The sequence below is a fragment of the Mycolicibacterium palauense genome (genome assembly GCF_002592005.1).
In the GTDB taxonomy this organism is placed as follows: domain Bacteria; phylum Actinomycetota; class Actinomycetes; order Mycobacteriales; family Mycobacteriaceae; genus Mycobacterium; species Mycobacterium palauense.
The window spans coordinates 1-22,475 of record NZ_NVQF01000089.1; the positions used below are offsets into that span (position 1 = coordinate 1).

Genomic DNA, 22,475 nt, shown 5'->3' on the forward strand with positions numbered 1-22,475 from the left:
CAGTGCCACGCTCAACACCGCGGGATGACCCTCGAATATCGACCTTCGGATCTGACTACCACCAACGCGCCACAGAGCGCTCTGAGGCACCCCGCCCCAGACACCCCTATTTCAGCAGTCTCCTAGATCGATCAGCTGGGGACGATCAGCGGCCTGGGCACGGCCGCGCCGGGGCCGTCGAAGTGCCACCACTCCGGTTCGTAGACGCGGAAGCCGCCGGCCCGCATGGCCGCGCGCAGCCGCTGCCGGTTCTCCTGCTGGTCGTCGGTGAGCCCCTCGGTGGCGTAGGCGAGGCTGCGAGGGGTGAAGTCGTCGAAGTCGGTGCCCATGTCGACCAACTCCCCCGCCGGCGCGTCACGCCGGGCCAGGGTGACGTCCACCGATCGGCCGGCGGTGTGGTTACGCGCGTACCCGCAGGGTTCGGCGACCCATTTCGGGTTGGGCATGGCGTTGAACAGTTGGACCTGCACGTCGTAGGGCCGGTAGCCGTCCCAGAAGACCAGCACCTCACCGCTTTTTCGGAGTTCTTCGGCGGCGGTCCGCAGCCCGTCGGCCAGGTCTTTGTGGATCACGCAGCGGGTACCGGCCGGGTAGAGCGGGGTGCCGATGAAGTTGTCCTCGGTGCCGTAGCGCAGGTCGATCACCGCGTCCGGGACCACGGAAAGGACGTCGAGGAAATCGGCGTGCGGGGAAGCGTCGGACAAAGCGGTCTCCGGCAGGCGCGGCGGGGCTGGGCGTGGTGGGCGCATAGACCTTACCCGCCGTTTCGGTGGATCGCCTGGCGATCGCTACCGCCTGTCACCGCGCCTTTCCGGGGGGATTCTTGGTTGCTGTTTCGAGATTGGTTACCGAGCGGTCATGAGGGTCTCTAAATAAAGTTTGCTGCGATTGCCAGAATGTGCGAATCTTCGAGAGCCCCGCGCCGGTTAGGTTAGCCCTAGCTTGGCAATCACGGACGGATCACGGCCCGCGGCCCTCGCGGACAGCCGCGGGGGCCACCAACACATCGACCCAAGCAAGCAACCGAAGCCTCGACAGTGACCATGCTCACACGATTCCTGAGAATATCCTCAATGGGCTCGGCGCGTGGCCGAATACGACGGCTTGGATGATCGGCGCTCCCAAGTGGGGTCCGGTCGAAGAGTGGAGCGCACTGCAAGCAGCGGGTTCGGGAATTAGGCGCTGGCGCTGGCATCGGGTCCGACTCCGCTGGCGAGGCGCGATTGGCACCGCGAAGCGCCTTCGCCCAAGCGCTTACGCCCGGAGCGGGGCACGTCCAAGACCAGAGCACGACCTCGCCAAGCAGCGCCCTCCCCCGCGGAAGGCGACAGAAAAACGCCTAGGGGAATCGACATCTAGTCCGCCACGAGCCAACAAAGTTCACCGTGCGCACACCCGAATCGCCTCCATCTCCAGGTTTCATGGTCGCCCGCCCCAGGGCGGACTTCTCAGCGCCAACCACGCGGGCCCGTGACGTTCTCAGCTCTTTCGCCGAGTCCCGTCACCTACTCGTGCCCAGCCTGACCGAACACCGTCAGGACTCAGTCAAACCTCAGCTTGCGCTCAGCAGTGCCCGCCGGCGCCGTCTCCACCCTGACAGCCCCACCGCCGACTCCTAATTTCTTCGCCCAGCCGCGTAACAATCCGGCCTCACGCACCAGTTCTTTCGCAACCCCTGAGCCGGTCGTCCACTTCTCCTCGACTCGATTTCTTCGATTAGCTCTCGACAACGGAAAAGGCTGACGAAAACGATCCCGCCGCAATCGCCGAATCGGTTGACAGCCCCCCTAGGGGATGGGATGCTAAGCGCACTCGATAAGGGACTTCACAGGGATAAGGGGGGGACATGTCCACTGTCGCCACAAAGATCAAGGCCGGGGTCGCTGCCGGCGCGCTCGCTGGGGCCGCCGCTCTCGCGACGGTGCCTGTCGCTCAGGCCGAAACCTTCGCGACCGGACTCGGCGCCGGCGCCGGGGCGGCCGCCATCAACACCGAGTGCGACGACGCTACATCGGAAGACTGCGTTGCGCCTGCCGTCAGCTCGAGCAGCGGCCTGCTGCCGGGCGGCTACACCCTTCTTCAGAACAAGTTGCTCTGGTGGGGCCCGACCGCGGACGTCACACCCACCCTCACGCCGCTGGTCGAGGTGCAGTTGACAAACTTCATCCCGTCCATCTTCGGCCTGAAGGAAGCGTTCGGCTGGGTGGAACAGCTTGACTTCACCACCTGCGTTGCCGGCGCTACGGCGAAGATCGGGTCATACGGCACGCTCACGATCGGCGTCTCGAAGGGCTGCGCGGTCTGACGTTAGTGCCATAGGGACCGCGCGCTCCGCGTGCGGTCCCTATTCAAACCGGAAACGGGAAAACTACTGAGTGAAGATATTCTCGCGGCGTCCGTTCGACGATGACGTGAACGGCGAAGACGAAGACGCACTGCGAGCAGAACACAATGACCGACGGCCCAGGCTGCTCAGGCACCTGGGCCGTCGTCAACTTCTGTGGACTGCGCTGGGCGTGCTGGTGGTGGTTGTCGCCTTCGCCGCCTGGCTCGCGATCGAGGGTTTCAGCGCGAAGTCGAACCTCGAGCAGGCTCGCACCAGTGCGCAGCAGGCCAAAGACGCGCTCCTACAGGCGAATACTGAGGACTCCCTGAAGTGGGCTGAGAGCGCGCAGTCTTACGCACAGAGTGCGCGGGACTCCGCGCACTCGATTCCGTGGAGTATTGCCGCGGCCGTGCCCTGGTTGGGAAGCCCCTTCAAAACCGGGCAGCAGATCACCGACGTCGTCTACGGCCTGGCCGCCGACGTGCTCAAGCCTTCCGCGGATGTCGCTGAGGCCATCTCCCCCGACCGGTTACTCCAAGATGGTCGGGTGAATGTCGAGCTCCTTCGCGCCAAGGAGCCGGCATTGAGCGAAATCGCGACCGAGGCCACCCGCCTCGGCGACGAGGCTCGGGCGATCTCCGAACCGACCTACTTCGCCGCCCTGAACGATGCGCGGACGCAGCTCCAGAGCCAGACCACCGACATCACGAAACTTCTCGAGAACACGGCCCTGGCCGGGCGTCTGGTTCCGTCCATGATGGGCGCGGACGGTCCACGCACCTACTTCATGGGTTTCCAGACCAATGCCGAGGCGCGTGGCACCGGCGGGCTGCTCGGCGGGTACGGCATTCTTCGGTTCGACGACGGAAAGCCAACGGTGGACGCTCTCGGCTCCAACGTGGATCTACAACGAGCCGTCGCCGACGTTGACCTCGGCCCTGAGTACGCAACGAACTTCGGTTTCTTGAATCCGACCAAGGATGTTCGCAACAGCAATGAGAGCTCACACTTCCCCTATGCCGCCCAGATCTGGCGGTCAATGTGGGAACAACAGACAGGAACGACTGTCGACGGTGTGATTGCTGTCGACCCGGTTGCTCTAAGTTACATCCTCGGCGCGGTCGGGCCCGTAACAATGCCCGACGGAGAACGCGTTACCGCCGACAACGTGGTCGAGTTGACGGAGTCGACCGCCTACCAACGCTTCCCAGAAGATCAAATAGCCCGGAAAAATTTTCTTCAGGATATTGCCAACGAAGTCGTTAAGAAGATCACTGGTTCGATCGAATCGCCGCGGAAGCTGCTAGATGCCCTCGGGAAGGCGATCTCTGAGCGCCGAATAATGGTGTGGAGTTCGCATCCAGACGACCAAGCGCTTCTCGAAGGTACTCCGCTGGGCCATGTGATCCCGGATGACTCAGCACCATACGCCGAGGTAGTTATCAACAATCTCGCTGGCAACAAGATGGATTACTACCTTGACACAGAGGTCGAATACGCTGCGGACGGTTGCGCTGGCGATACCAGAAGATCCACGATCACCGTTCGCCTGACAAACACAGCGCCTGACGGGTCGTTGCCCGCATATGTGGCGTCATCTCAAGGCCTCAGTGCTGAACTGCCATTTAAGGTGCCAGACGGCACCATGGTCACCTCGGTTCGTCTCATTGGCACCAAGGGCGCAAGAATGGTGAGCGTGCTGTCCGATGGGCAGAGGGTGCCAGTTTTTGAAGGTACCGAACGCGGTCACCCCACTTTCGAAGCGCAGGTAGCAATCCCGCCGGGGAAGTCGGGCGAGCTAAGCTTCCATCTTTCAGAGCCGACGTCAGCCGGAGACCCGCGCGTTCCTATTCAACCATTGGTAGAAGCCGTGTCCCCGACAGTATCGGTACCTGCGTGCTCTTCATGATCCCTATGAATGGAATGCGGAATTCTGCTAGGTGGGCTGCGCCCGGGTAGGGCGGCGACAGTCAAGAGTATCCGGCTCGGAGGACAGATGGACAAAGACAACAACCCTCAATCCAAAGGCAACTAGCGCGGGCGAAGCGGAGCAGGGTAATCAGAGTAAGGGGCAACGTTGAGTCTTCATGACTTCATTGGACTGCTTCGTAATCGGTGGGCAGTGATCGCTGCGACCATCGCAGTGGCAGTACTGGGCGCTATCGCGGTCACCATGCTAACTACACCGCTCTACCAGGCCTCGACCCGCTTGTTCGTATCCACAACTGCCGGCTCGACAGCCTCCGAGATCTACCAGGGTAATCGGTTCTCGCAAGAGCGCGTGATCTCGTATACCGAATTACTCATGGGCGAAACATTAGCTCAACGGACAGTTGACAAGCTTGGTCTCGATATGACCGCTAGGGCCCTCCAAAGCGAAGTGAAGGCAAGCGCGAAACCCGACACTGTGTTGATCGACGTAGAGGTACTTGACGAATCGCCCGTTCGAGCACGCGACATCGCCAATACGCTTTCGGACGAATTCGTCGCCCTTGTTCGCGAACTCGAAACCCCGGAGGGCGGGGCCAGGCCCGATGCACGCGTCGTCGTCGAGCAACGTGCATCGGTTCCCGATAGTCCAGTAGTCCCGAAACCCGGGCGGAATGTTGCCGTGGGCCTTGCTCTGGGCGTTCTTCTGGGGATAGGCCTCGCAGCTCTTCGCGACGTCTTGGACAACACCGTGAAGAGTCGACAGCTCTTGGAGGAAGTTACCGGCGTCGGAGTAGTTGGCATCATCCCTCTGGACAAAGATCGACGAAAAGAGCCCGCGATCTCCTTCGATCGTGATAGTTCGGCGATTGCCGAAGCGTTCCGAAAACTCCGAACGAATCTACAATTCCTGGCTGTTGACGATCCTCCGCGCGTCATTGTAATTACTAGTTCCGTACCTCATGAAGGTAAATCGACGTCGGCCATTAATATCGCTCTTGCTCTTGCTGAAGCCGAGCACAACGTCGTCATTGTTGACGGCGACATGCGACGACCAACACTGCACAGGTACTTGGACCTTGTTGGTTCTGTTGGATTCAGTACTGTCCTGAGCGGCGGCGCGTCACTTGACGAAGTACTGCAGCCAACCAGATTTCAGCGTGTAACGGTTCTGTCTGCAGGCGCAGTTCCGCCGAATCCAAGTGAGCTCCTTGGATCGATGGCTGCACACAAGGTACTGAACGACTTGCGCGCACGATTTGACTACGTAGTGATCGACTCATCTCCTCTACTGGCCGTCACCGATGCGGCGATCCTCGCTGCGAACGCTGATGGCGTGCTGATTATGACGCGGTTTGGCTACACCAAACGCGACCAGGTTGTGCACGCGGTGGGCGCGCTAGCCGACGTGGGAGCTCGGCTGCTTGGCTCAGTCCTGACAATGACGCCAGAACGAGGGCACGGTACGTACAGCTATCGATATTACGGCGAAGATGGCCCGCAGCGTGCGCTGCGGAAAGTGCCGAAATCCCAGGATGGGAAGAGCGAAGCTCTGTCGAGATCTACCACCGAACCACCAGTAAGGCAGACCGGCAGCACTCCAGCGGAGTCGACACGTGCGCCTCGGGGCTCGAGTCACGCTCGGGATGCAAACAATTTGAAAGCTCCTCAATCCACGGCCAAACACGGCGAAGACTGAACTCGTTTTGTATAGGTCGACCATTCGCATACTGCGACGAGCGGCGGGTACCCGCCGCTCATTAACCGATCGCCAATGCTCGGACCGCACCTTGGCCGCGCTTCTGCCTGGTGTACGCCCCCGCCAAGGCCTACGCAGGCAAGGAAATCCTGGTTTGCTCTGCAACGTCACGACGCCAGGCCTATGATTAATTTGTTCTGACAGGCACGCTAAGCTTGACTCAGTTCACGGGTCCGGCAGAATGCTATCGGGGGGATGGTTGACGTGGCAGGTACGATTTCTTCAGCCGCGAAGATCACGCAGGCGGCGGACGTCGACCCTCCACCGCGGCCTGTGTCTCGAGGCGATGCCCTGACCAGCGCCGGGCGGCGAACGGTCCACCCCCTCCGCCCTTCGGATCAATATCAATCCTCGGAGCTAGCACTCCAGAAGGTTGCTCAGGCGAGCCGAAACGGGAAGCACTGGCAACGTTCGTTTCGATTACGCGCCGCACTCACCGATGTTGCGGTTATCGTTCTCGCTGTCGCCGTGGCGCAGATTGTGCGATTTGGTTTGCCAGCCGACTTACATGAGAATTTTCTCCTCAGAACCAGTTATTCTGTCGCTCTCGTCGTCACTTGGATCATCGCGCTTGGCGCCCAGCAGTCCTGGGATCTATCGCTATCAGGTTGTGGTTCGGAAGAATATCGGAGAGTTGTAATCGCCACCGCTTGGGTATGTGGTGTCATCGCCGCTACAGCGCTAGCTTTCCAGCTCTATCCATTTATCGCCCGCGGTTACCTACTGATTGCCATACCCCTAGGACTGATGGGCTTGCTCATCGGTCGTCGCGCACTTCGTAGGAGTTTGGCGCGGAAGCGCGCAGTCGGCGAATACACCAGCCAGGTTGTCGTTCTCGGCAGTAACACGCGGTCAATCGCCGAGTTATGTGCTTGCCTTGGTCGCGATAAGTCCGCCGGCCATCAGGTAGTCGGAGCCTGCATCACCGGCTTCGATGGCCAGCTCGGAGAAGAAATGATCGAAACTGAGTCTGGTGCAGTGCCAGTCCTCGGTGATGAGCAGGCGATCGAGACGGCCCTGAAGCTCACTGGCGCCGACACACTCGCAGTCACTGCGACTGAGCACCTAGGGCACCAGGGCATGCGCACGCTTGCGTGGCAACTCGATGCGCTCCAGATTGACCTAATCGTCGCGCCAGGACTGACTGATATCGCAGGTCCTAGACTGAAGATACGGCCGATCGACAACCTCCCGCTTTTCCACGTTGCACGTGCCCGACGCGATCTGCCGTCGCGGGTGCAAAAACGGATATTTGACCTTGTGGTGGGGTCCGCTGCCCTGTTGTTCGCCACGCCCATCATGCTTGCGGCGGCAATCGCGATCAAGTTGGAGGACCGGGGTCCTATATTCTTCCGACAAAGCCGCGTAGGGTACCGGGGTGTTCCTTTCCGCATAGTGAAGTTTCGGACAATGCTTGTCGACGCCGACAGCTTGAAAGACAACGAGCAACAGACCCAGGAACAGTCAAACGTAGTGTTCTACAAGTCGGCCAGTGACTCACGCATAACCCGGGTGGGCAGGTTCTTGCGCAAGACGAGCATTGACGAACTTCCGCAACTCTTCAATGTCCTCGGCGGCACTATGAGCCTTGTCGGTCCCCGACCACTCGTGCCGGGTGAAGGACGTTCTGTCAGATATTTCGTTGAGCGCCGTTCTCTGGTTAAGCCAGGTATGACCGGTTTGTGGCAGGTCTCGGGTCGATCCGATGTCTCCGAGGAACAGCGCATACGATTAGACCACCTGTACGTCGACAACTGGTCACCCGTCCTAGACCTTGTCATCGTCTGGCGTACTGTCCATGCAGTACTCCGGAAGCAGGGCGCATACTGAGTCAAAAGCCTTCTAAGCACCGTACGGAGGGCCGCTCACGTACGTGCCTTGACCGAACGGTGCGACGAAAAGCCAAGCGCTGGGATCCCGTTCACACCTCTCAAACGTGCCCTGCGTTAGCCTAGCGCGCTGGCAGAGTATGTCCCGACTTTGGGTCATATGGCCTAGTGACTATCGCTTTCACACCAGTACACCCCCGCTACCGGCGTCCACTGGACGCAGACGGACTAGCCTGGCCCCTTGTTTCATTCAAGCTCCCACCCATGACCTGATGTTCTTCTCAAACTCGGAGGTTGAGAACCTAGACACAGACGACGCGGCGTACCTGATGTCAGCATCCATCGCCTTCTCAATAGCCGATCTATCGGAAAACGTGGAGTTGCGCCACCCAACCGTACACCCGCCTTTGAGAGCAAGCACGCTTTCTTGCGCCCCGCCAACATCATTTACCAATACCGGTGTACCACATGCCATAGATTCGACAGGCATGATCCCAAAATCTTCGATCGGCATATACACGAAAAGCTCGGCACGCCTGTAGATTGCATAAAGGAGACTGTTGCTAACGCGACCGGCGAAAACGACCGGGACACCCGATTCCTCCGCGATACGCCGCAGCCGAACCTCATCCGGACCTGTTCCGACGAGCACAACCGGCATCCCAAGAATATTTCCAGCGCTGATAGCAGCTTCGACGTTCTTATATGGCACTAGCCGCGAAGCTCCCAATACAAAGTTCTGCGGAAGGGCAGCCAGCAATTCAAGGTCCGCTTCAGACAGCTCACCGGTGGAGGCCTTAATCCGTTCGATGTCAACGGGAGGGTATATGACCGAAGCATGGACGTCCCAAGCCCTTTTTATACGCTGTGCAACGAAGCTGCTATTCGCGACGTACGACACGTCTGCGGATACATGCCTGCGGTCCCAATTACGAAAATATGCGCGCCCAGCTCGGCCCACCAGCGTCTGTCCACGTTGATCCAGTTCGGGTGCCCAGACGTAGCGCGCAGGGCTGTGTACGTAAGCGTAAGCTCGAATCTCCATTCGAGAAGCCCGACTCGCCAAATGATGCGAAAATGCGTGGGAGCTTACCAGCACCCTATCGACTGATGAGAGGTCAACATTCTTCCAAGCGCTACCCATCAGCGGCATTGCCGCGACTTTGTTGCGACGGAACGGCGAACGTGCGAGCCAAGTCTCTTCTACTTCGACGAATCGCGATGGATTGTCATTCCATAGACACACTGCGCGTTCATGTGGCATCACTCGCAGCAATTCTTCGAATACGTTCTCAGAGCCCCCTACATCAGCAATCCATTCATGTGCGATCAAAGTTCCCATAGTGTTCGCCCTAACGCGCGGTGAAACCGAAATATGTCCAGAAGCTGGATACAACCATTTTCGCCGACATATTCTCGACTCTCGGATTCGGCACGTTTCATGTACGAACGGCGCTGGCCAGAAGTCGATGCATTAGAGATGCATTAGCGCATGCGGCGCTGGAAGCGTTGTTGCGCGCCCACCGGCAAAACAACCCGTTGAAAGCGCCATTGCGAAGCTTGCGGCGACACGATATCCGCGTGGCCGGAGGCATCGCAGTGAAGCTGGTGTTCATATGGAAAGCCTGTTTGTAGCACGTTCCCGCAATCGATCAACCACCTCGACAACAGGGGCTACCGCCAGCAGAAAGGGAATCTCGCGACGCCTCCGCCGGACGGCCGCGCCTACACGTGTGTCGTTGGTACGAGCTAGATCATCCGATTCCTGCAACCACACGAGGAATTCACCCCGCCGTCGCCATGCCTCCCCCCGACTTGAACGCCCGCAGCAGGAGGCATCGAGTTGCCGATACCGCATCCAGGTCCGTGATGATATAAAAATGGGAAACTGAAGGTACAGCTTTAAATACAGAGCCTGGTCCTCATACAATGACCGAAATCTGTCCTCATAACCGCCCACTGCGTCGAATGCGCTTCGCCGTATCAAACCGCCTATAACTCCCCCAGGCCTACGTTTAAGAGGATAGAGTTCTAACGCCGCGTCAGGCGGCTCTAAACGTTCGTCCTGGAACCCTGCAGGGTGGATTACTTGGTCGCGAAGCGTCGAACTCGGTTCCCAGCTGTACCAATAGAGTGGAGCTCCGACCACCATCGCCACGTCAGGCATTTCGTCGAGAAGTGCCGTCTGCTCTGAGAGCTTATTTGGCAGCCACACATCGTCCGCATCAAGGAAGGCGATGTACCGCCCAGAGCCGTGGGACGCGCCTAAATTTCGAGACGCGCTCATTCCGCGGTTCTCATAATTAGGATGGTGGCAGTATGTAATTCTGTCGTCCGATACCGCCAAATCTTGCGCTATTTCTCGGCTCCGGTCCCTCGATCCATCATCGACAAGTATCAATTCCCAGTCGGTCATCGTTTGATCAATCACACTCTGGACCGCCTCCCGCATAAAGCGTTCCGCATCCAAGAAGATCAACACGACCGACACTGAAGACATAGCCACAAGCATGACGGCCAGGCGGCTGAGAATCAAGCGGAAGGGTCTATTGTGCTTCGCGGGTAGTTCCGGATGGGAGATGAGATTCCGTTAGGATCCCGGGTAACAAAGTGTCACCCTAGGATATCCTCATGCTCGTCGGCTACCAGACCGTCTCCACTCAACTATGCTTACCCGGGCATGCATAGCCCGGGACCGATGTAGGGGGCGTTTGTGGAAACTGATGCGATCACCGAAAGTGCGCTAAACGGTGTCGAGTATGATCAAGCGGTGCGGAAGCCCACTCGCCGGCTGATCATCTGCTCAACGCCCAGGTCTGGTTCCTACCTACTTGCCCGGCAGCTAATAAGGGCAGGCATCGGTGTGCCCCACGAGTATGTCAATCAGATAAATTCTGATGTGATTGCTGCGCGTGTATCAAACGGAGCTCCGGCTCCGCGTCCAATGGATCTAACTGACTACGTCAGCTGGGTCGAGAAGCACCGAACAACGCCGAACGGTGTCTTCGCAGTGAAACTGCATTGGCTACACCTGGAACAGAACCCAAAACTGGTGCAGTTGTGGCTCACACAACCGGACGCTGTATGCATCCTCCTCTACCGCCGCCGGCTGCTCTCCCAGGCAGTCTCCTTCCAGACTTCCCAGCGGACTGGCATATGGGACATTAGCGGTAACGTAAGCACCCGTCCAAGAAGGCTGCCAGGACTCAGCAACCAGCGAGAGACCGACCAGGTAGCTCACAAACTAGTCATGTGGAACGGCCTGTGGCGGATCTTGTTTGAGGCCAATGGCATCGATGCCATCGACCTCGCGTACGAAGATGTTGTAGCCGACCAAGCGGGTGCCGTCGCACGCATCGCACGTGCAATGAACGTGCCATGCGTACCCGCCCCACCAGAACCACGATCGCGGACCCCGCAGCAAACAGATGCAGTCGCACGTAACCAGTACCTGTCCACCTGGAGATACCTTGATGAGTACCAACGCCCCCTCGGCTACTCCAATCGGCTGCTCTTCGGCGCAATGGTCGACATTGCACGCCGCGGAGCCAGCCGGCTCCGGCCAGGAAAATACTTCAGAGCATGTAAAAGCTAACTTTTCATGCCCTCAACTACAAGAATGTCGGACCACTCCGCACAGAGCCTCGGTCCAGTGGATTCGAAGTGAAGCAGTTTCAAGCTGCGAATTCTTGCTGACAACAGACATGCAAATTATGAGGGCTACCCCGCATCCGCAACACAGGGCAGTAAGTAGTCCCAGCACAAAGTACGAGGCCTCCGAAGCCTTTCCTGGAGGCCCTGACCGGACGGCGGGAGCGCGGAGACATCCGGGCGTGCCGTCCGCAATTCGCAGTGCAGCCAACAATTCGCCGCAAGCGGAAGGACCCCGACGATGCATGCTCTAGGCAATGCACTACGCTCGGCGCCCCTACGGGACTCGCTTAAATCAGATTTGCATCGGCGGTTCCGGGTCGACCGCACAGTCAGCGTGTCGTTGGGACGGTTCACCAAACCCAATTTCGTCATAATTGGAGCACAGAAAGCCGGCACCACCTCTCTCTATAGCTACTTGACACGGCATCCAGACATAAAACCCGCCTTACGGAAGGAGGTCCACTTTTTTGACTTGCACTATAGCCGGGGCCTAAATTGGTACCTCGGCCATTTCCCCACTTCGCGATCTCAGTACTACATAACAGGAGAAGCTACCCCCTACTATCTGTTTCATCCTGATGCGCCGCGACGCATGCACGATTTGCTTCCCGAAGCGAAGATTATTGTAATTCTTAGAAATCCGGTAGCACGAGCGTACTCGCACTACAATCACGCGCTTAAGCTCGGATTAGAAGATTTATCTTTCGCCGATGCTGTCGCGCGAGAACTGCGACTGGCCAGAAGCCATAGTCCGCCGATCCTCGATCTGACAGATCCATACCTCCACCAGCACAACTCATACATCAGCCGTGGATTATACAGCGTCCAGCTTGAGCGGTGGCTCGCGTACTATCCGCGCGAGCAATTCCTTGTGCTTAAGAGTGAGCACTTGTTTAGCGATCCGGCAACTTCGGTCACGCAGTCTATTGACTTTCTTGGCCTGAGGCCTGAGGGTAGATCAGCCCAGGGTTTTACGGCCATGAATGCAAATGCATATAGCCACGAAATCCCAGCAGACACAAATGAGCGTCTACTACAGCTTTTCGAACCGTATAACGAGCGCCTCTCGACTCTGGTCGATATAGACGTCTCCGACTGGACCGAACCGGTACAGGATCTCGATAGTTAGTGGACGACCTGCAACCAATGCAGATCACGGTCGCGGAGACGTGCCGCCAGTATGGCATTTCATGGCGGAGTTTCTACGTCTATCACCCCACTCTTGTGTCCGTGGCCAATGCAAAAGGGCTCTTCGCAGTTGAGGGTGTAGCGGTGGTCGGCGCGTCGCTGCCGGGACAGGGGTCGAGGTCTCTCGAAGATGAAGGTTCCTACACGCCTCATCCGAAAGACCTCGACGTGCCTGACGCTACCGGTCAGGCGGGCTTCGCCTGCGCTGACTTGACGACTTTCTGCCGCCTCGACGAGCTTCGGTTGGAGGTCACCGCGCAACGCCTGGCCCCTGATCGTGCAGTGCTGGCGTGCCGGATCGCCGACGAGGACCGGTGGTGCCGCCGCTGCGGCGAAGAGGGCAGTCCGCGGGACAGTGTCACCCGCACGCTGGCCCATGAACCTGAAAAAGTAGCCAGTGGTGGCCAAGTGCAGGTATCCGGTTTTGGTCAAGTAAAAGGAACTACCGCACGGGGTGCATACTTTTATGGCCACCAGCGGATACTTCAACCTGGCCATTGACATCTTGGCTCAAATTGATGCACACCGTCGGTGCGGATTTTCAGCAGAGCCGCACGGAGGTCGTCGGGTCCCGATCTGAGTGACCGCGTCGCGAACTGCCGGGTTGTGCCTATGACCTGCTGGCCGATCCCGTCTCGCGGCCCCGTAGTCGAAGTCGCCCTCTCACCACGGAACGTCCTTCTAGGACATCAGCTTCGATCCCGACAGAGCTCCAATATTGGCAATAGATACTCTGCGATCTGCGCGCCAACCGAGCTAAAGATTTCGCTGCTTTGACCGATAGGATCTGGGACGTCGCGGAGCCGTTGCTTTTGGAGGTGAGGACGCAACTTCCTGAGATCTCCTATTGACTGCGCATCAGGCCTCGACGCGATAAGAGCCGCCTCGGCGAGCGTAAACGTTCGCCCGAAAAGTTGTGGAGCGAGCTCGAGAACGATATCGCGGTGGGCTGCCGTCATCGTGAGGATTAGATCAGCATCTGATGCGATTCGCGGAGTGAGTCGCCGGGCCTCAAAATTCGACGCGTCACCACCTAGACATCGAATGACGACTGCCGCCTCGTTGTGGATCGGATGGTCGACAACCGCCCTTGTGCCAGCACTGCCCGTGCGCAAATCTCGAATCCCGAGACTAACACCATACGCTGACGCAAGCCGTTCCGCCATGGGGGAACGGCAGATATTTCCTGTACAGACAAAAAGTATGCGCAGAAGTGGTTCCCATCTCAAAGCGCTTGACATATTACAATTAGCTGCAGTGCCTACCTCATACGCACACGCTGAGCGATCCGCCAGCAACAGAGTAGCGACAAACTAAGCCTTAGCATTCCTGACAATTTGGGTAGCGGTTGTGGATGGAGCCGACCTGCACTTGAATTTCTTAGGACCTCCCGAATGGCGCCGAAGGAACTATCTGCAGTCCACCTAGCATACGCAACGCAGCAGTCCCACCCAACAAAACGAACGACCAGTGCCGGAGACCCTGCGCCGCAACGATTCACTAGAAGCTCATGGTTCGCTCTCGCCCGTCCACTTTTGCTCCCAAAGGCCTTCCGCCGCTGTCTTCGGGTCGCCGACCGCTCATCTGCGGCGACGCTGTCCCTGCGCCGTTTCTTCGGCCAAGACCAGCCGCCAAGATCCCGTCCGCCAAGCCCATAGGAAGGACCAGCAAAACAGATCCGCCAGGATAACTCAGAAACATACCGCCGAGGACGACAACAATACCCAAAATTGCGAACGGCTCCGCCAGCCGACGTACGAAAACTACGACGCAAGCGAGTGTTGTAAGAACCACCAATATGCCAACGATTCCACCCTCAGCGACAAGCGTTACAAAGGTGTTGTGCGCAGCCTTCAGCTGGTCATTGCGCGGCACACTGCCAGCCCCGATCGGCAAGTTGCTGACACTTAGGTCTAGCCACGAAACTAGCAACCGCCGACGTTCGTGGGCAACGAAGGTATCAGTTGGAGTCACGCCAGCAAACGATTGACTAATCCCCGCTTCGACGAACATCGCCTCCAGAACGCGATCTCGCTGCCCACCCACGTTTAAGACAAAGAGGCCGATCAACACAGCTGCGGCGATGGCTACGGAGCGATTCCGGCGGCTTTTCGACTGCATTCGAGTCGGTGCGCGTTTCACCACGACTGTTAGTAACAATGCCAGGACCGCTAGGAAGATGCCGGCGCGGGAATTTGTCGAGTAGAGACCCATTGCTACTACTACTAGGCTGATAAGACGCAGGTGACTGAGGCGCCAACTAGCAATTAATGGGATAACTCCTGCGAGCAGCACAGCAAGGAAGTTGGGGTCCGGCAGAAACCCCGCACCACGTAACTGGCCGGATGGCAGACCTGCGTGGCCCCAGAGGTTACGCCCAAGGGGCCCCAACACCCCGAAACGCTGCAGAAAAGCGATCGCCGCGCTGGCGAGCGCAAAAAATATAAGGACATCAATAAGTCTCGCCCGAACGGGCCCATCCGAGATCGCGCGGGCGAGAAGCACCATTCCGCCCAGAAGGATGAGCTCAAGAACTAGCAGGTTGCTTATATGAGAGACCTCAAGATCGTGTCGAAAGAGCAGTGGCACTAAAAAATAGGCTGGTAGCAATAGGAACATGGCGCGGCAAAAAGGAGTGCGGACTCTATTCGCACTCAAAAAGAGCAGAAATACAACGACTATACCTATCGCCCGATTAGAGGTTTCCAGAAGAGGTACTGGCACATTCACGAACAACAGTAAGCCAATGCACAACAAAACAACCGTAGGCTGCCCCAGGCTAACTGCCCGGTGGCCAGGCACATCCCGGTACGTTCCGCTACATACCATTAGGCGCCCCATCTCCTTCCCCCCGTCAAACCGATAACTTACCCTAGATCCGGAGTCCGGCTATCCGCTTGTGTCCAGATGGCCCCAAACCTGCGATCATGATCGCCAGACTTTCGCAGGGGACAGATTTAAGCACCCTATCGCCCCAAGTCGCTGACGTTGAACGAGGAACTCGAGAGGCTGCCCGACCCGCTGACATGGCAGCCGGATAGATCGCTACGCTATATTGCCTTCAGTGAGCTTAGGTGCATACCTCTTCGCGGCTGGGAGCGGCTTGGCGGGGGCTGAATGGTTGGCAAGTTGGGCGACCTGTGAAGCGCGATGCGTTCACCCGACGACTAGTGATAGCAGCAAGGGTGCTATCGGTTAACCGCGGTGGGAGTCCACTCGGGCCCTACCCGATGCCAAACCCCCGCTGTCGCCCGCATCTTGCGGCGACTTTCGTTTCGAAACCCCAGAAATTGGGTGCGGCGCCGCCTACTATATCGCCTTCAGGCCAACGTCTAGCGGCTAGGCATTATGCTATGCATTCGATGCTATGGACAGTACGGCCCATAGCATCGAATGCATCCGTGCGTTTCTCAAACTCCAGCGCTCATTTCCGACACATACTGGATAAATTCCTCTCCTGGCGCACCACTAAGAAAGGGCTATCCAAGGTTGAGTTTTCATTTCGATGTATAAGCTTCGCGGGCACTAGGGGTGGCCGGTGATACGGATCCTGCTTGTCCATCCAACCCCAACCCGAGGTGGCTTCACTGCGGTTGTCTCGCAGGCATTTGAATTAGTCAAAACTGGCCGTTTCGAAGTCGCTGTTGCGTGCCAGCCAGGTGAGCGGGTACGCGAACTTCCTCCAGCATCGAAAGTCGTATATCTGCAAGAACCACTGATGTCGTTCCGCGGCGTCTGCAGGCTGCGACGGGCTATTTTGACGTCCAACCCGCATTTCGTCCACTTTCACGGTCGGAAGGCTGGGTTTATTGGCCGGCTCGTCTTGCCGCGGTCATGTCAGCAAAACAGGGTGTTATATACACCGCATGGCACGCCTTGGGTGGGGCAGTCTTTCATCCGCCAGTTTGCCGGGGACTTTGCAGAACGGCTACTACTCGACCGGACAGGGGCGGTCCTATGCGTCAGCCACCATGAAGTAGAGGAGTGGTGCCGTCGGGATAGTAGTGAAAAAATTCACTATTTACCTAACCCGGTTCCTCCGATTAGGGATATTCACCAACCGCAGTGTCCAATAGATGAGAAGCCGACTGGTACCGTCTTGGTTCCATCGGGCTACAACCCACAGAAGAGGATAGAGGTCGTTCTCGAAGCCTTGGCATTGCTGCGACCGCCACGTCCCCATACTTCGATTGTTGGTGCTGTTGACCGTCCCGGATACCGCGACTACCTCGTGCAGCTTGCCGCCCGGCTGGGGATTCGGGGTGACGTCACTTTTGGGTCAAATATTTCCGATATTCGCTCAGCCTTGAGGGATGCTTCTCTCGTCGTTCTTCCGAGTTATTCGGAGGGATTCCCTATCGTGGGCCAAGAAGCGATTGCTGAAGGAGCTCGAGTCGCGTGGAGTCGCATTGGCGCACACACTGAGCTCTTCGGCGAAACGGGTGCGCCGTTCTGGACGGCAACTGACCTCGCCAAGATACTAGCTGGCGACCACGCGAAAGCTTCGGTCGCAGATCGGCAGCTGTGGCTCTCCCGCTACGCGCGTGACGTAGAGAAGATCAGGGCTTCGTACTGGAATGAACTCGCGAAATCGGTCGAAGAATGACCGCGGGTAGAAGGTCGCTCCTGTCCATACTGGGTTCACGGGACGCACGAATGTCCATCGAACTCGGCCTCGCGACACTCCTCGGTCCGATTGGCGGGTTCTTCGCCAACGTAGTATTTGCTCGAACGCTTGGCGCCAGCGGGCGTGGAGACCTAGCTGCGATTATCGCTGCATTGGCCGTCTGCGATGCAATTCTAGCGTTCGGACTACCTGACGTCCTAGCTCGACATCTTGCCAAGAACTCAATACCCCCTGGGGCTCAGCGGACAGCGGCGATGATCGCGGTTGGAGCCGCAATTATTCCGGGGATTCTGGTCATGCTGTACACGCATAGGTGGAATTTTTCCTGGCCTGTCGCTGTTGCTGCCGGTTTAATTGTGCCGGTTTCGACTGCCACGGTGGTGGGCAGGGGCGTTCTCGTAGGTCGACATGCTTACAGGAAGCTCACTATGTCTCAGATCGCTGGCGGCCTCGTACGGCTTTTTGGCCCGTTGATTCTTCTCGTCGTAGACCGTCCGACGGAAGATCTTGCGTTGAGCGTTTGGCTCTGCTGGATATTGGCCGCAGCCATCCCAATTTTTGCATGCCGACCCTTTGCTGGCCGTGCCGCCCCTCTACGCGACGTGATACCCCTACTCAAAGAGTCGGCGACTGTATGGCCAGTGCGGATGTCTTGGCTGCTCCGCGCCAGGCTAGATCAGCTGGTCTTGGCCGGATTTGTTTCTCCCGCAGATCTCGGGCGATATGCCGTTGGTGTCGGTATTGCCGAGGCGCCAGTCGCGCTTGCAAATGGACCACGACAAGTTCTTCTGGCGCGAGCGGCAAAGTCACATAACCTCGATGACATCCCGAAGATCGCATATTCGATTCTCACGATCTTGTCACTTGTCGGACTTGTCGCCGGCTTCTTCTCGGATCCACTCCTCGGGGCGGTATTCGGACCTGATTTTCGCGGAATAGGACCCATACTCGGGGTAATGTTAGCAGCAACCGGTTTTGAGATTGCGGTAGGGCTTCAAAACGGTGGCCTAATAGCCGTCGGTTATGTTCGGTCGGCCGCAATAAACCAGTTTGTGGTCTTATTGGCAACCGGAGCTATTCTGCCAATTGTACTAGCGATGGGGGGAGGTATACTATCGGCTGCGGTGATGCGACTTGCAGCGGCCGCCATTGCCTGCAGTCTCGCTCACATAAGCGTACAAAGCTTCCGTCGTACCCAACGTTCAACTCCACCATGACGCCTATGACTGGTTTGCCGCTGCCTAGATGTGTTCGGCTGTCAGGTTGGTCACAGTCGGCTGATCGGGGGTTGGCCTCCGAGGGCTGAGTGGCGTCGTTGATTGTTGTAGTGCTCAAGCCAGGGTTCAAGGGCGGTGTAGCGGGCGAGGTTGGTGGTGAAAACTTGGCGGTAGGCCCGCTCGGTGGTCAGGGTGCGGTTGAAGCGTTCTGCCTTGCCGTTCTGCCAGGGGCAGTGAGGTCGGATGAATATCTTACGGGCGCCGAGGCTGGCGATGACCTCGTGCATCGCTGTGTGTCTGGCGAGTCCCCGTTACTGGTCCATCCGGTTCTTGAGTCGGGTTGGTTTGATCCGTTCTCAGTTGATGCTGCAGGCCACCGGGGTGTGGGTGCAGCGGCAGGCTGCAGCGTACTCGGCCGGCGTCAGGTAGCCCAGGGCCGAGTGGCGGTGTCGGTGGTTGTGCTCGTGCTTGAAGTCGCCGATCACCACGCGGGCCTCGAACAGGGTGTTCCAGTAGTTGCGGTTGAGGCACTCCTTGCGCAGGCGGTTGTTGAACGATTCGATGTAGCCGTTGTCCCACGGGCTGCCCGGCGGGATGTAGACCATCCCGGTTCTGTTCTCGCAGAACCGTTGTAGCGCTTGAGAAACCATTTCCGGCCCGTTGTCCATCCGTAGCACCTTCGGCGGGCCGCCGGCCGCGGCGAAGGCTTTCTCTAGCTCGAATACCAGCCGCTCGCCGGTGATCGAGCGTTCCACCACATGCAGCAGTGACTCGCGGGTGTGTTCGTCGATCATCGAGGCGATCTTGATGGCCTTGCCGTCGGTGGTGGAGTCGAACTGGAAGTCGATCGCCCACACCACGTTCGGCGCGTCGGCCTCCACCGGCGGGACCGAGGAGATCCCAGCCCGCTTGCGCGGGCTGTGCACACGGACCTGCAGGCCCTCCTCGCGCCACAGCCGGTGGACCTTCTTCTTGTTCACCTCACGGCGCTCGTCGTAGCGCAGCGCCGCCCAGGCACGCCGGAACCATGACAGGGGTGTTTGGTGGCGTAGGAGCGCAGCCAGGCCCTCATCTCGGCATCCGGATCGTCGGGGGTCTGCCCGAGCGGGAGACGGCGATAGGTGGAGCGAGCCAGCCCAACAGCGTTGCAGGCCAGCCGTTCGGACATGCTCAAGGTCTCCTTGGGCATGTCGACGGCACGGCGTTTGGCAGCTGGGCTCAAAATTTCCAGTGATGATGGTTACCGGATGCCGTTCCGAGGTTGTGACCCTGAAATTTCCTGGCCGACCCTGTGCCTTTCAAAGGACCTGTCGAGCCTCGGACCGGCATCCACCACACATGAATACTCGGGCCTCGGCTCCGACGGTGTGACCTAATAGGAGCGTGCTCGTTCGCGGCCCATCACTGGCCTGTCCACCCTCTGCGCACGGCCCGGCCAACAGGAGAGGAACCAGCCAGACATGGCCGGCAGCAAACGATCCATCATCGGTGGAGTGGACACCCACACCGCGACACATCACGCTGCGCTTATCGACCGCAACGGCCGACTGATCGCTGACGCCGAATTCCCGGCCACACCAACCGGTTACGCGTCGATGCTCAGATGGATGCGCGCCAAAGGCAAACTCAGCCGGGTCGGTGTTGAAGGCACCGGCGCCTACGGGGCCGGCCTGGCCCGCTACCTGCACGATCAAGGTGTCGACGTACTCGAAGTTCCGCGCCCGGACCGGCGCCTGCGCCGGCAACGTGGCAAGAGCGACCCGATCGATGCGGAGGCGGCTGCGCGCACCGTATTAGCAGGCAAGGCCAGCTGCGCACCGAAACTGGCCGACGGACCAATCGAAGCCATCCGGATGCTGCGCGTCGCCCGCATTGGCACCGTCAAGGCCCGCACCGGTGCCCTCAACACCCTGCGCTCGATGGTCATCACCGCTCCCGAGTCGCTACGCACCCAGCTGCGTGGCCTGTCCTCAGCGCAGCTGGTCGCTGCCTGCGCCCGTCTGCGGCCCGACTTAAGCAACCTCGGCGATCCTGCCCAGGCAGCCAAACACGCTCTACGGTCGATCGCCGTACGGGTCCAGCATCTCGACACCGAAACACGCGCTCTCCGCAAGCAACTCGACGAACTCACGCAAGCCGCCGCACCGGCCACCAGTGCTGTATTCGGCCTCGGGCCGGACACCGTCTCGGCACTACTGGTGACCGTAGGCGACAACCCCGACAGGCTGCGCAGCGAGGCCGCGTTCGCCCACCTCTGCGGCGTCGCCCCGATCCCGGCTTCGTCGGGCAAAACCCACCGGCACCGACTGCACCGCGGCGGAGACCGATCCAGCAATAGTGCCCTGCACATCGCCACCGTCGTGCGCCTGCGCTACGACCCCCGCAGCCGGGCCTACGCCGACCGCCGAACCACCGAGGGCCTGTCCATGCCCGAAATCATCCGCTGCCAGAAGCGCTACCTGGCCCGTGAAGTCTTCCACACGCTCCGTGCCGACTACGCCAAAATCAGCACTTGACATCTATAGGAGCGTCCTTGGCGACCTCCCGTAGCGCGTCCTTTTCGAGTTCGGCGTCGGCCAGCAGCCGCTTGAGGCGGGCGTTCTGCTCGCGCAGCTCTTTGAGTTCCTTGGCGGCGTCGGTATCCATGCCGCCGTAGGTGCGCCGCCAGTTGTACAGCGTGGCCGGCGAGACCCCCAGCTCGGCCGCGATCTCCTCACCGGTCTTGCCCTCGGCAGCCAGCTCATCTGACCGGCGCAGCTTGCGCACGATGTCCTCCGCAGAATTCCGCTTCCGACCAGCCATGTGTTCATCGTCCCTTCTGGCCCGACATCGGGCCACAGGACTCTAAAACTGGTTGGACTCATTCAGCGGGAACACGCCACGTCAATGGCCAGGTTTGTCGGCTCCGGTCGAATAGTGAGCAGGTAGTCCCCGCCGACACGGGGTTAGTTTTCAGGCGACGGCGACACAGTTGGTGCATCTACCCCGCGCCGATTCCGATTCGCTGCACGGAGCCCTGGTGGGCCGCATGCGGGATCTGCCGGCGGCGGTGATGCGGTCGATCACCTGGGACCAGGGCACCGAGATGGCACGTCACCTCGCCACCGCCGAGAAGCTCGGCGCGCCGGTGTACTTCTGTGACTCCCGGTCACCGTGGCAACGCGGCAGCAATGAGAACACCAACGGACTGCTGCGCGATTGAGCATTGGTCTTGCCCATCTGTCGGCCGTGAGCCTTCCAGCCACGACAACGACCATCGGGGATGCGGCCGACCTTCTTAACCTCGATGTCCACCATGTGACCGGGCCTGCGCGCCACGGTGGGCTGCGGCGCTCAGCTGGACTCACTCAGCTGATCGCTACGCCGTGCCCTCTCTGCTCGAAGGAGATCCGAGACACCGACCACTTCCGGGTCCGTAGCATCGCCCTGATCCCGGCGATCACTTCTGCTGGGGTCGCGCTGGGTTGGCGGTGCAGGCGCAGGAACGATACAGCAGGCCGAGCTCGCCGAACCGGCGGAACCGATTCACCTACGTGCTGGCACAGGCCCACGCGATTCCCATCTCAGCGGCTACATGGGCAATCGGGCGATCAGCAACATCAGCGACGAGGCAACGATGCCCTTCAACCGACAACAGTGCATTACCGTGGGTCACTGACAGGTTCCTTCGATTGTCGGGACGAGGGATTTGGCGATTTCTCATCCCGCCGCCGAAGAACCCGTCCCCCAGCACCCCAACCCGTGTCGGCGTCTACATCGTCATAACCCGCACCAGCTAGCTTTCAAAGAAGCGCCCGAGGCCAAGGTGCGGCTGCTGTGTGATCCGCCCCGGCGTGTCGGGAGGTTCTCTTATCTGAGTGCCTCCTCGGTCTGAGGGTGCCGCTGGCGATGGTAGTAGAGCGCTTCAGCCCGGTCCGGCGTCAGGTCCTGGCAGTAGCCGTTGGGC

16 protein-coding genes and 4 pseudogenes are annotated in these 22,475 nt (G+C 59.2%); 12 read left to right on the plus strand and 8 right to left on the minus strand.

The features are described from left to right. Window positions 1-131 precede the first annotated feature (131 nt). Window positions 132-749, minus strand: a complete 618-nt coding sequence (locus CSR00_RS24900) for a M15 family metallopeptidase (protein WP_099025089.1) — start codon at window positions 747-749, stop codon at window positions 132-134. 1,097 nt (window positions 750-1,846) lie between these two features. Here CSR00_RS24900 and CSR00_RS24905 point away from each other — a divergent pair. From CSR00_RS24905 to CSR00_RS24920, 4 genes are all read left to right on the plus strand, one after another. After that, complete coding sequence (locus tag CSR00_RS24905) at window positions 1,847-2,305, plus strand: hypothetical protein (RefSeq protein WP_099025090.1); 459 nt, start codon at window positions 1,847-1,849, stop codon at window positions 2,303-2,305. A gap of 70 nt (window positions 2,306-2,375) precedes the next feature. Further along, a complete protein-coding gene (locus tag CSR00_RS24910) occupies window positions 2,376-4,235 on the plus strand; it encodes a DUF4012 domain-containing protein (protein ID WP_176562253.1) in 1,860 nt (619 codons plus the stop codon). Window positions 4,236-4,403: 168 nt separating this feature from the next. Next, complete coding sequence (locus CSR00_RS24915) at window positions 4,404-5,954, plus strand: tyrosine-protein kinase domain-containing protein (RefSeq protein WP_099025091.1); 1,551 nt, start codon at window positions 4,404-4,406, stop codon at window positions 5,952-5,954. A 255-nt stretch (window positions 5,955-6,209) separates the two neighbouring features. Further along, window positions 6,210-7,844, plus strand: a complete 1,635-nt coding sequence (locus CSR00_RS24920) for a sugar transferase (protein ID WP_099025092.1) — start codon at window positions 6,210-6,212, stop codon at window positions 7,842-7,844. Window positions 7,845-8,093: 249 nt separating this feature from the next. Here the strand turns inward: CSR00_RS24920 and CSR00_RS31845 are convergent, their stop codons facing one another. After that, a complete protein-coding gene (locus tag CSR00_RS31845) occupies window positions 8,094-8,744 on the minus strand; it encodes a glycosyltransferase (protein WP_245906504.1) in 651 nt (216 codons plus the stop codon). A 461-nt stretch (window positions 8,745-9,205) separates the two neighbouring features. Between CSR00_RS31845 and CSR00_RS30850 the strand changes: the two genes are divergently transcribed. Continuing rightward, entirely contained in the window at window positions 9,206-9,478 is a 273-nt protein-coding gene (locus tag CSR00_RS30850) for a hypothetical protein (protein ID WP_176562252.1), read from the plus strand. Here CSR00_RS30850 and CSR00_RS31850 read toward each other — a convergent pair. Next, window positions 9,456-10,355, minus strand: coding sequence for a glycosyltransferase family 2 protein (locus CSR00_RS31850; RefSeq protein ID WP_407662522.1), 900 nt, complete (start codon window positions 10,353-10,355; stop codon window positions 9,456-9,458). The two genes, CSR00_RS30850 and CSR00_RS31850, sit on opposite strands and share 23 nt — an antisense overlap. A 258-nt stretch (window positions 10,356-10,613) precedes the next feature. Here CSR00_RS31850 and CSR00_RS31855 point away from each other — a divergent pair, with 258 nt between their 5' ends. The 3 genes and pseudogenes from CSR00_RS31855 to CSR00_RS24945 form a co-directional block, all read left to right on the plus strand. Continuing rightward, window positions 10,614-11,438 carry a Stf0 family sulfotransferase gene (locus tag CSR00_RS31855; protein ID WP_407662523.1) on the plus strand — a complete coding sequence of 275 codons (825 nt, stop codon included), beginning with the start codon at window positions 10,614-10,616 and terminating at the stop codon, window positions 11,436-11,438. A gap of 297 nt (window positions 11,439-11,735) precedes the next feature. Then, window positions 11,736-12,626: a sulfotransferase domain-containing protein gene (locus tag CSR00_RS31860; RefSeq protein ID WP_099025096.1), complete on the plus strand. Its 891-nt coding sequence runs from the start codon at window positions 11,736-11,738 to the stop codon at window positions 12,624-12,626. A gap of 227 nt (window positions 12,627-12,853) precedes the next feature. Beyond that, window positions 12,854-13,069 (plus strand): annotated as a pseudogene (locus tag CSR00_RS24945) (ISL3 family transposase); the annotation flags it as partial. Between the two features lie 305 nt (window positions 13,070-13,374). Here CSR00_RS24945 and CSR00_RS24950 read toward each other — a convergent pair. Both CSR00_RS24950 and CSR00_RS30340 read right to left on the minus strand, forming a co-directional pair. Further along, window positions 13,375-13,926 (minus strand): arsenate reductase/protein-tyrosine-phosphatase family protein, encoded by a 552-nt coding sequence (locus CSR00_RS24950; RefSeq protein ID WP_176562257.1) that lies wholly within the window; start codon window positions 13,924-13,926, stop codon window positions 13,375-13,377. A gap of 259 nt (window positions 13,927-14,185) precedes the next feature. Further along, window positions 14,186-15,274 (minus strand): O-antigen ligase family protein, encoded by a 1,089-nt coding sequence (locus CSR00_RS30340; protein ID WP_141564480.1) that lies wholly within the window; start codon window positions 15,272-15,274, stop codon window positions 14,186-14,188. Window positions 15,275-16,223: 949 nt separating this feature from the next. Here CSR00_RS30340 and CSR00_RS24955 point away from each other — a divergent pair. Next, window positions 16,224-17,291, plus strand: a complete 1,068-nt coding sequence (locus CSR00_RS24955) for a glycosyltransferase (protein WP_099025097.1) — start codon at window positions 16,224-16,226, stop codon at window positions 17,289-17,291. 50 nt (window positions 17,292-17,341) lie between these two features. After that, window positions 17,342-18,529 carry a lipopolysaccharide biosynthesis protein gene (locus tag CSR00_RS24960; protein ID WP_176562258.1) on the plus strand — a complete coding sequence of 396 codons (1,188 nt, stop codon included), beginning with the start codon at window positions 17,342-17,344 and terminating at the stop codon, window positions 18,527-18,529. 50 nt (window positions 18,530-18,579) lie between these two features. Here CSR00_RS24960 and CSR00_RS24965 read toward each other — a convergent pair. Together CSR00_RS24965 and CSR00_RS24970 are read right to left on the minus strand one after the other, a co-directional pair. Next, window positions 18,580-18,792: pseudogene (locus CSR00_RS24965) on the minus strand (integrase core domain-containing protein); the annotation flags it as partial. A 93-nt stretch (window positions 18,793-18,885) separates the two neighbouring features. Next, window positions 18,886-19,767, minus strand: a complete 882-nt coding sequence (locus CSR00_RS24970) for an IS3 family transposase (RefSeq protein WP_099025099.1) — start codon at window positions 19,765-19,767, stop codon at window positions 18,886-18,888. Between the two features lie 222 nt (window positions 19,768-19,989). Here CSR00_RS24970 and CSR00_RS24975 point away from each other — a divergent pair, with 222 nt between their 5' ends. After that, window positions 19,990-21,045, plus strand: a complete 1,056-nt coding sequence (locus CSR00_RS24975) for an IS110 family RNA-guided transposase (RefSeq protein WP_099025100.1) — start codon at window positions 19,990-19,992, stop codon at window positions 21,043-21,045. 16 nt (window positions 21,046-21,061) lie between these two features. On the opposite strand, the pseudogene CSR00_RS24980 reads toward CSR00_RS24975, so the two are convergent. Beyond that, window positions 21,062-21,331: pseudogene (locus tag CSR00_RS24980) on the minus strand (transposase); the annotation flags it as partial. Between the two features lie 163 nt (window positions 21,332-21,494). Here CSR00_RS24980 and CSR00_RS24985 point away from each other — a divergent pair. Further along, window positions 21,495-21,725, plus strand: a pseudogene (locus CSR00_RS24985) (IS30 family transposase); the annotation flags it as partial. Between the last annotated feature and the right edge of the window lie 750 nt (window positions 21,726-22,475).

Excerpts from the sequence above, each read along its gene's own strand:
- CSR00_RS24900 (WP_099025089.1), bottom strand. The coding sequence starts at position 749 with ATGCGCCCACCACGCCCAGCCCCGCCGCGCCTGCCGGAGACCGCTTTG.
- CSR00_RS24905 (WP_099025090.1), top strand. The coding sequence starts at position 1,847 with ATGTCCACTGTCGCCACAAAGATCAAGGCCGGGGTCGCTGCCGGCGCG.
- CSR00_RS24920 (WP_099025092.1), top strand. The coding sequence starts at position 6,210 with ATGGTTGACGTGGCAGGTACGATTTCTTCAGCCGCGAAGATCACGCAG.
- CSR00_RS31850 (WP_407662522.1), bottom strand. The coding sequence starts at position 10,355 with ATGCTTGTGGCTATGTCTTCAGTGTCGGTCGTGTTGATCTTCTTGGAT.
- CSR00_RS31860 (WP_099025096.1), top strand. The coding sequence starts at position 11,736 with ATGCATGCTCTAGGCAATGCACTACGCTCGGCGCCCCTACGGGACTCG.
- CSR00_RS24950 (WP_176562257.1), bottom strand. The coding sequence starts at position 13,926 with ATGTCAAGCGCTTTGAGATGGGAACCACTTCTGCGCATACTTTTTGTC.
- CSR00_RS24960 (WP_176562258.1), top strand. The coding sequence starts at position 17,342 with ATGTCCATCGAACTCGGCCTCGCGACACTCCTCGGTCCGATTGGCGGG.
- CSR00_RS24975 (WP_099025100.1), top strand. The coding sequence starts at position 19,990 with ATGGCCGGCAGCAAACGATCCATCATCGGTGGAGTGGACACCCACACC.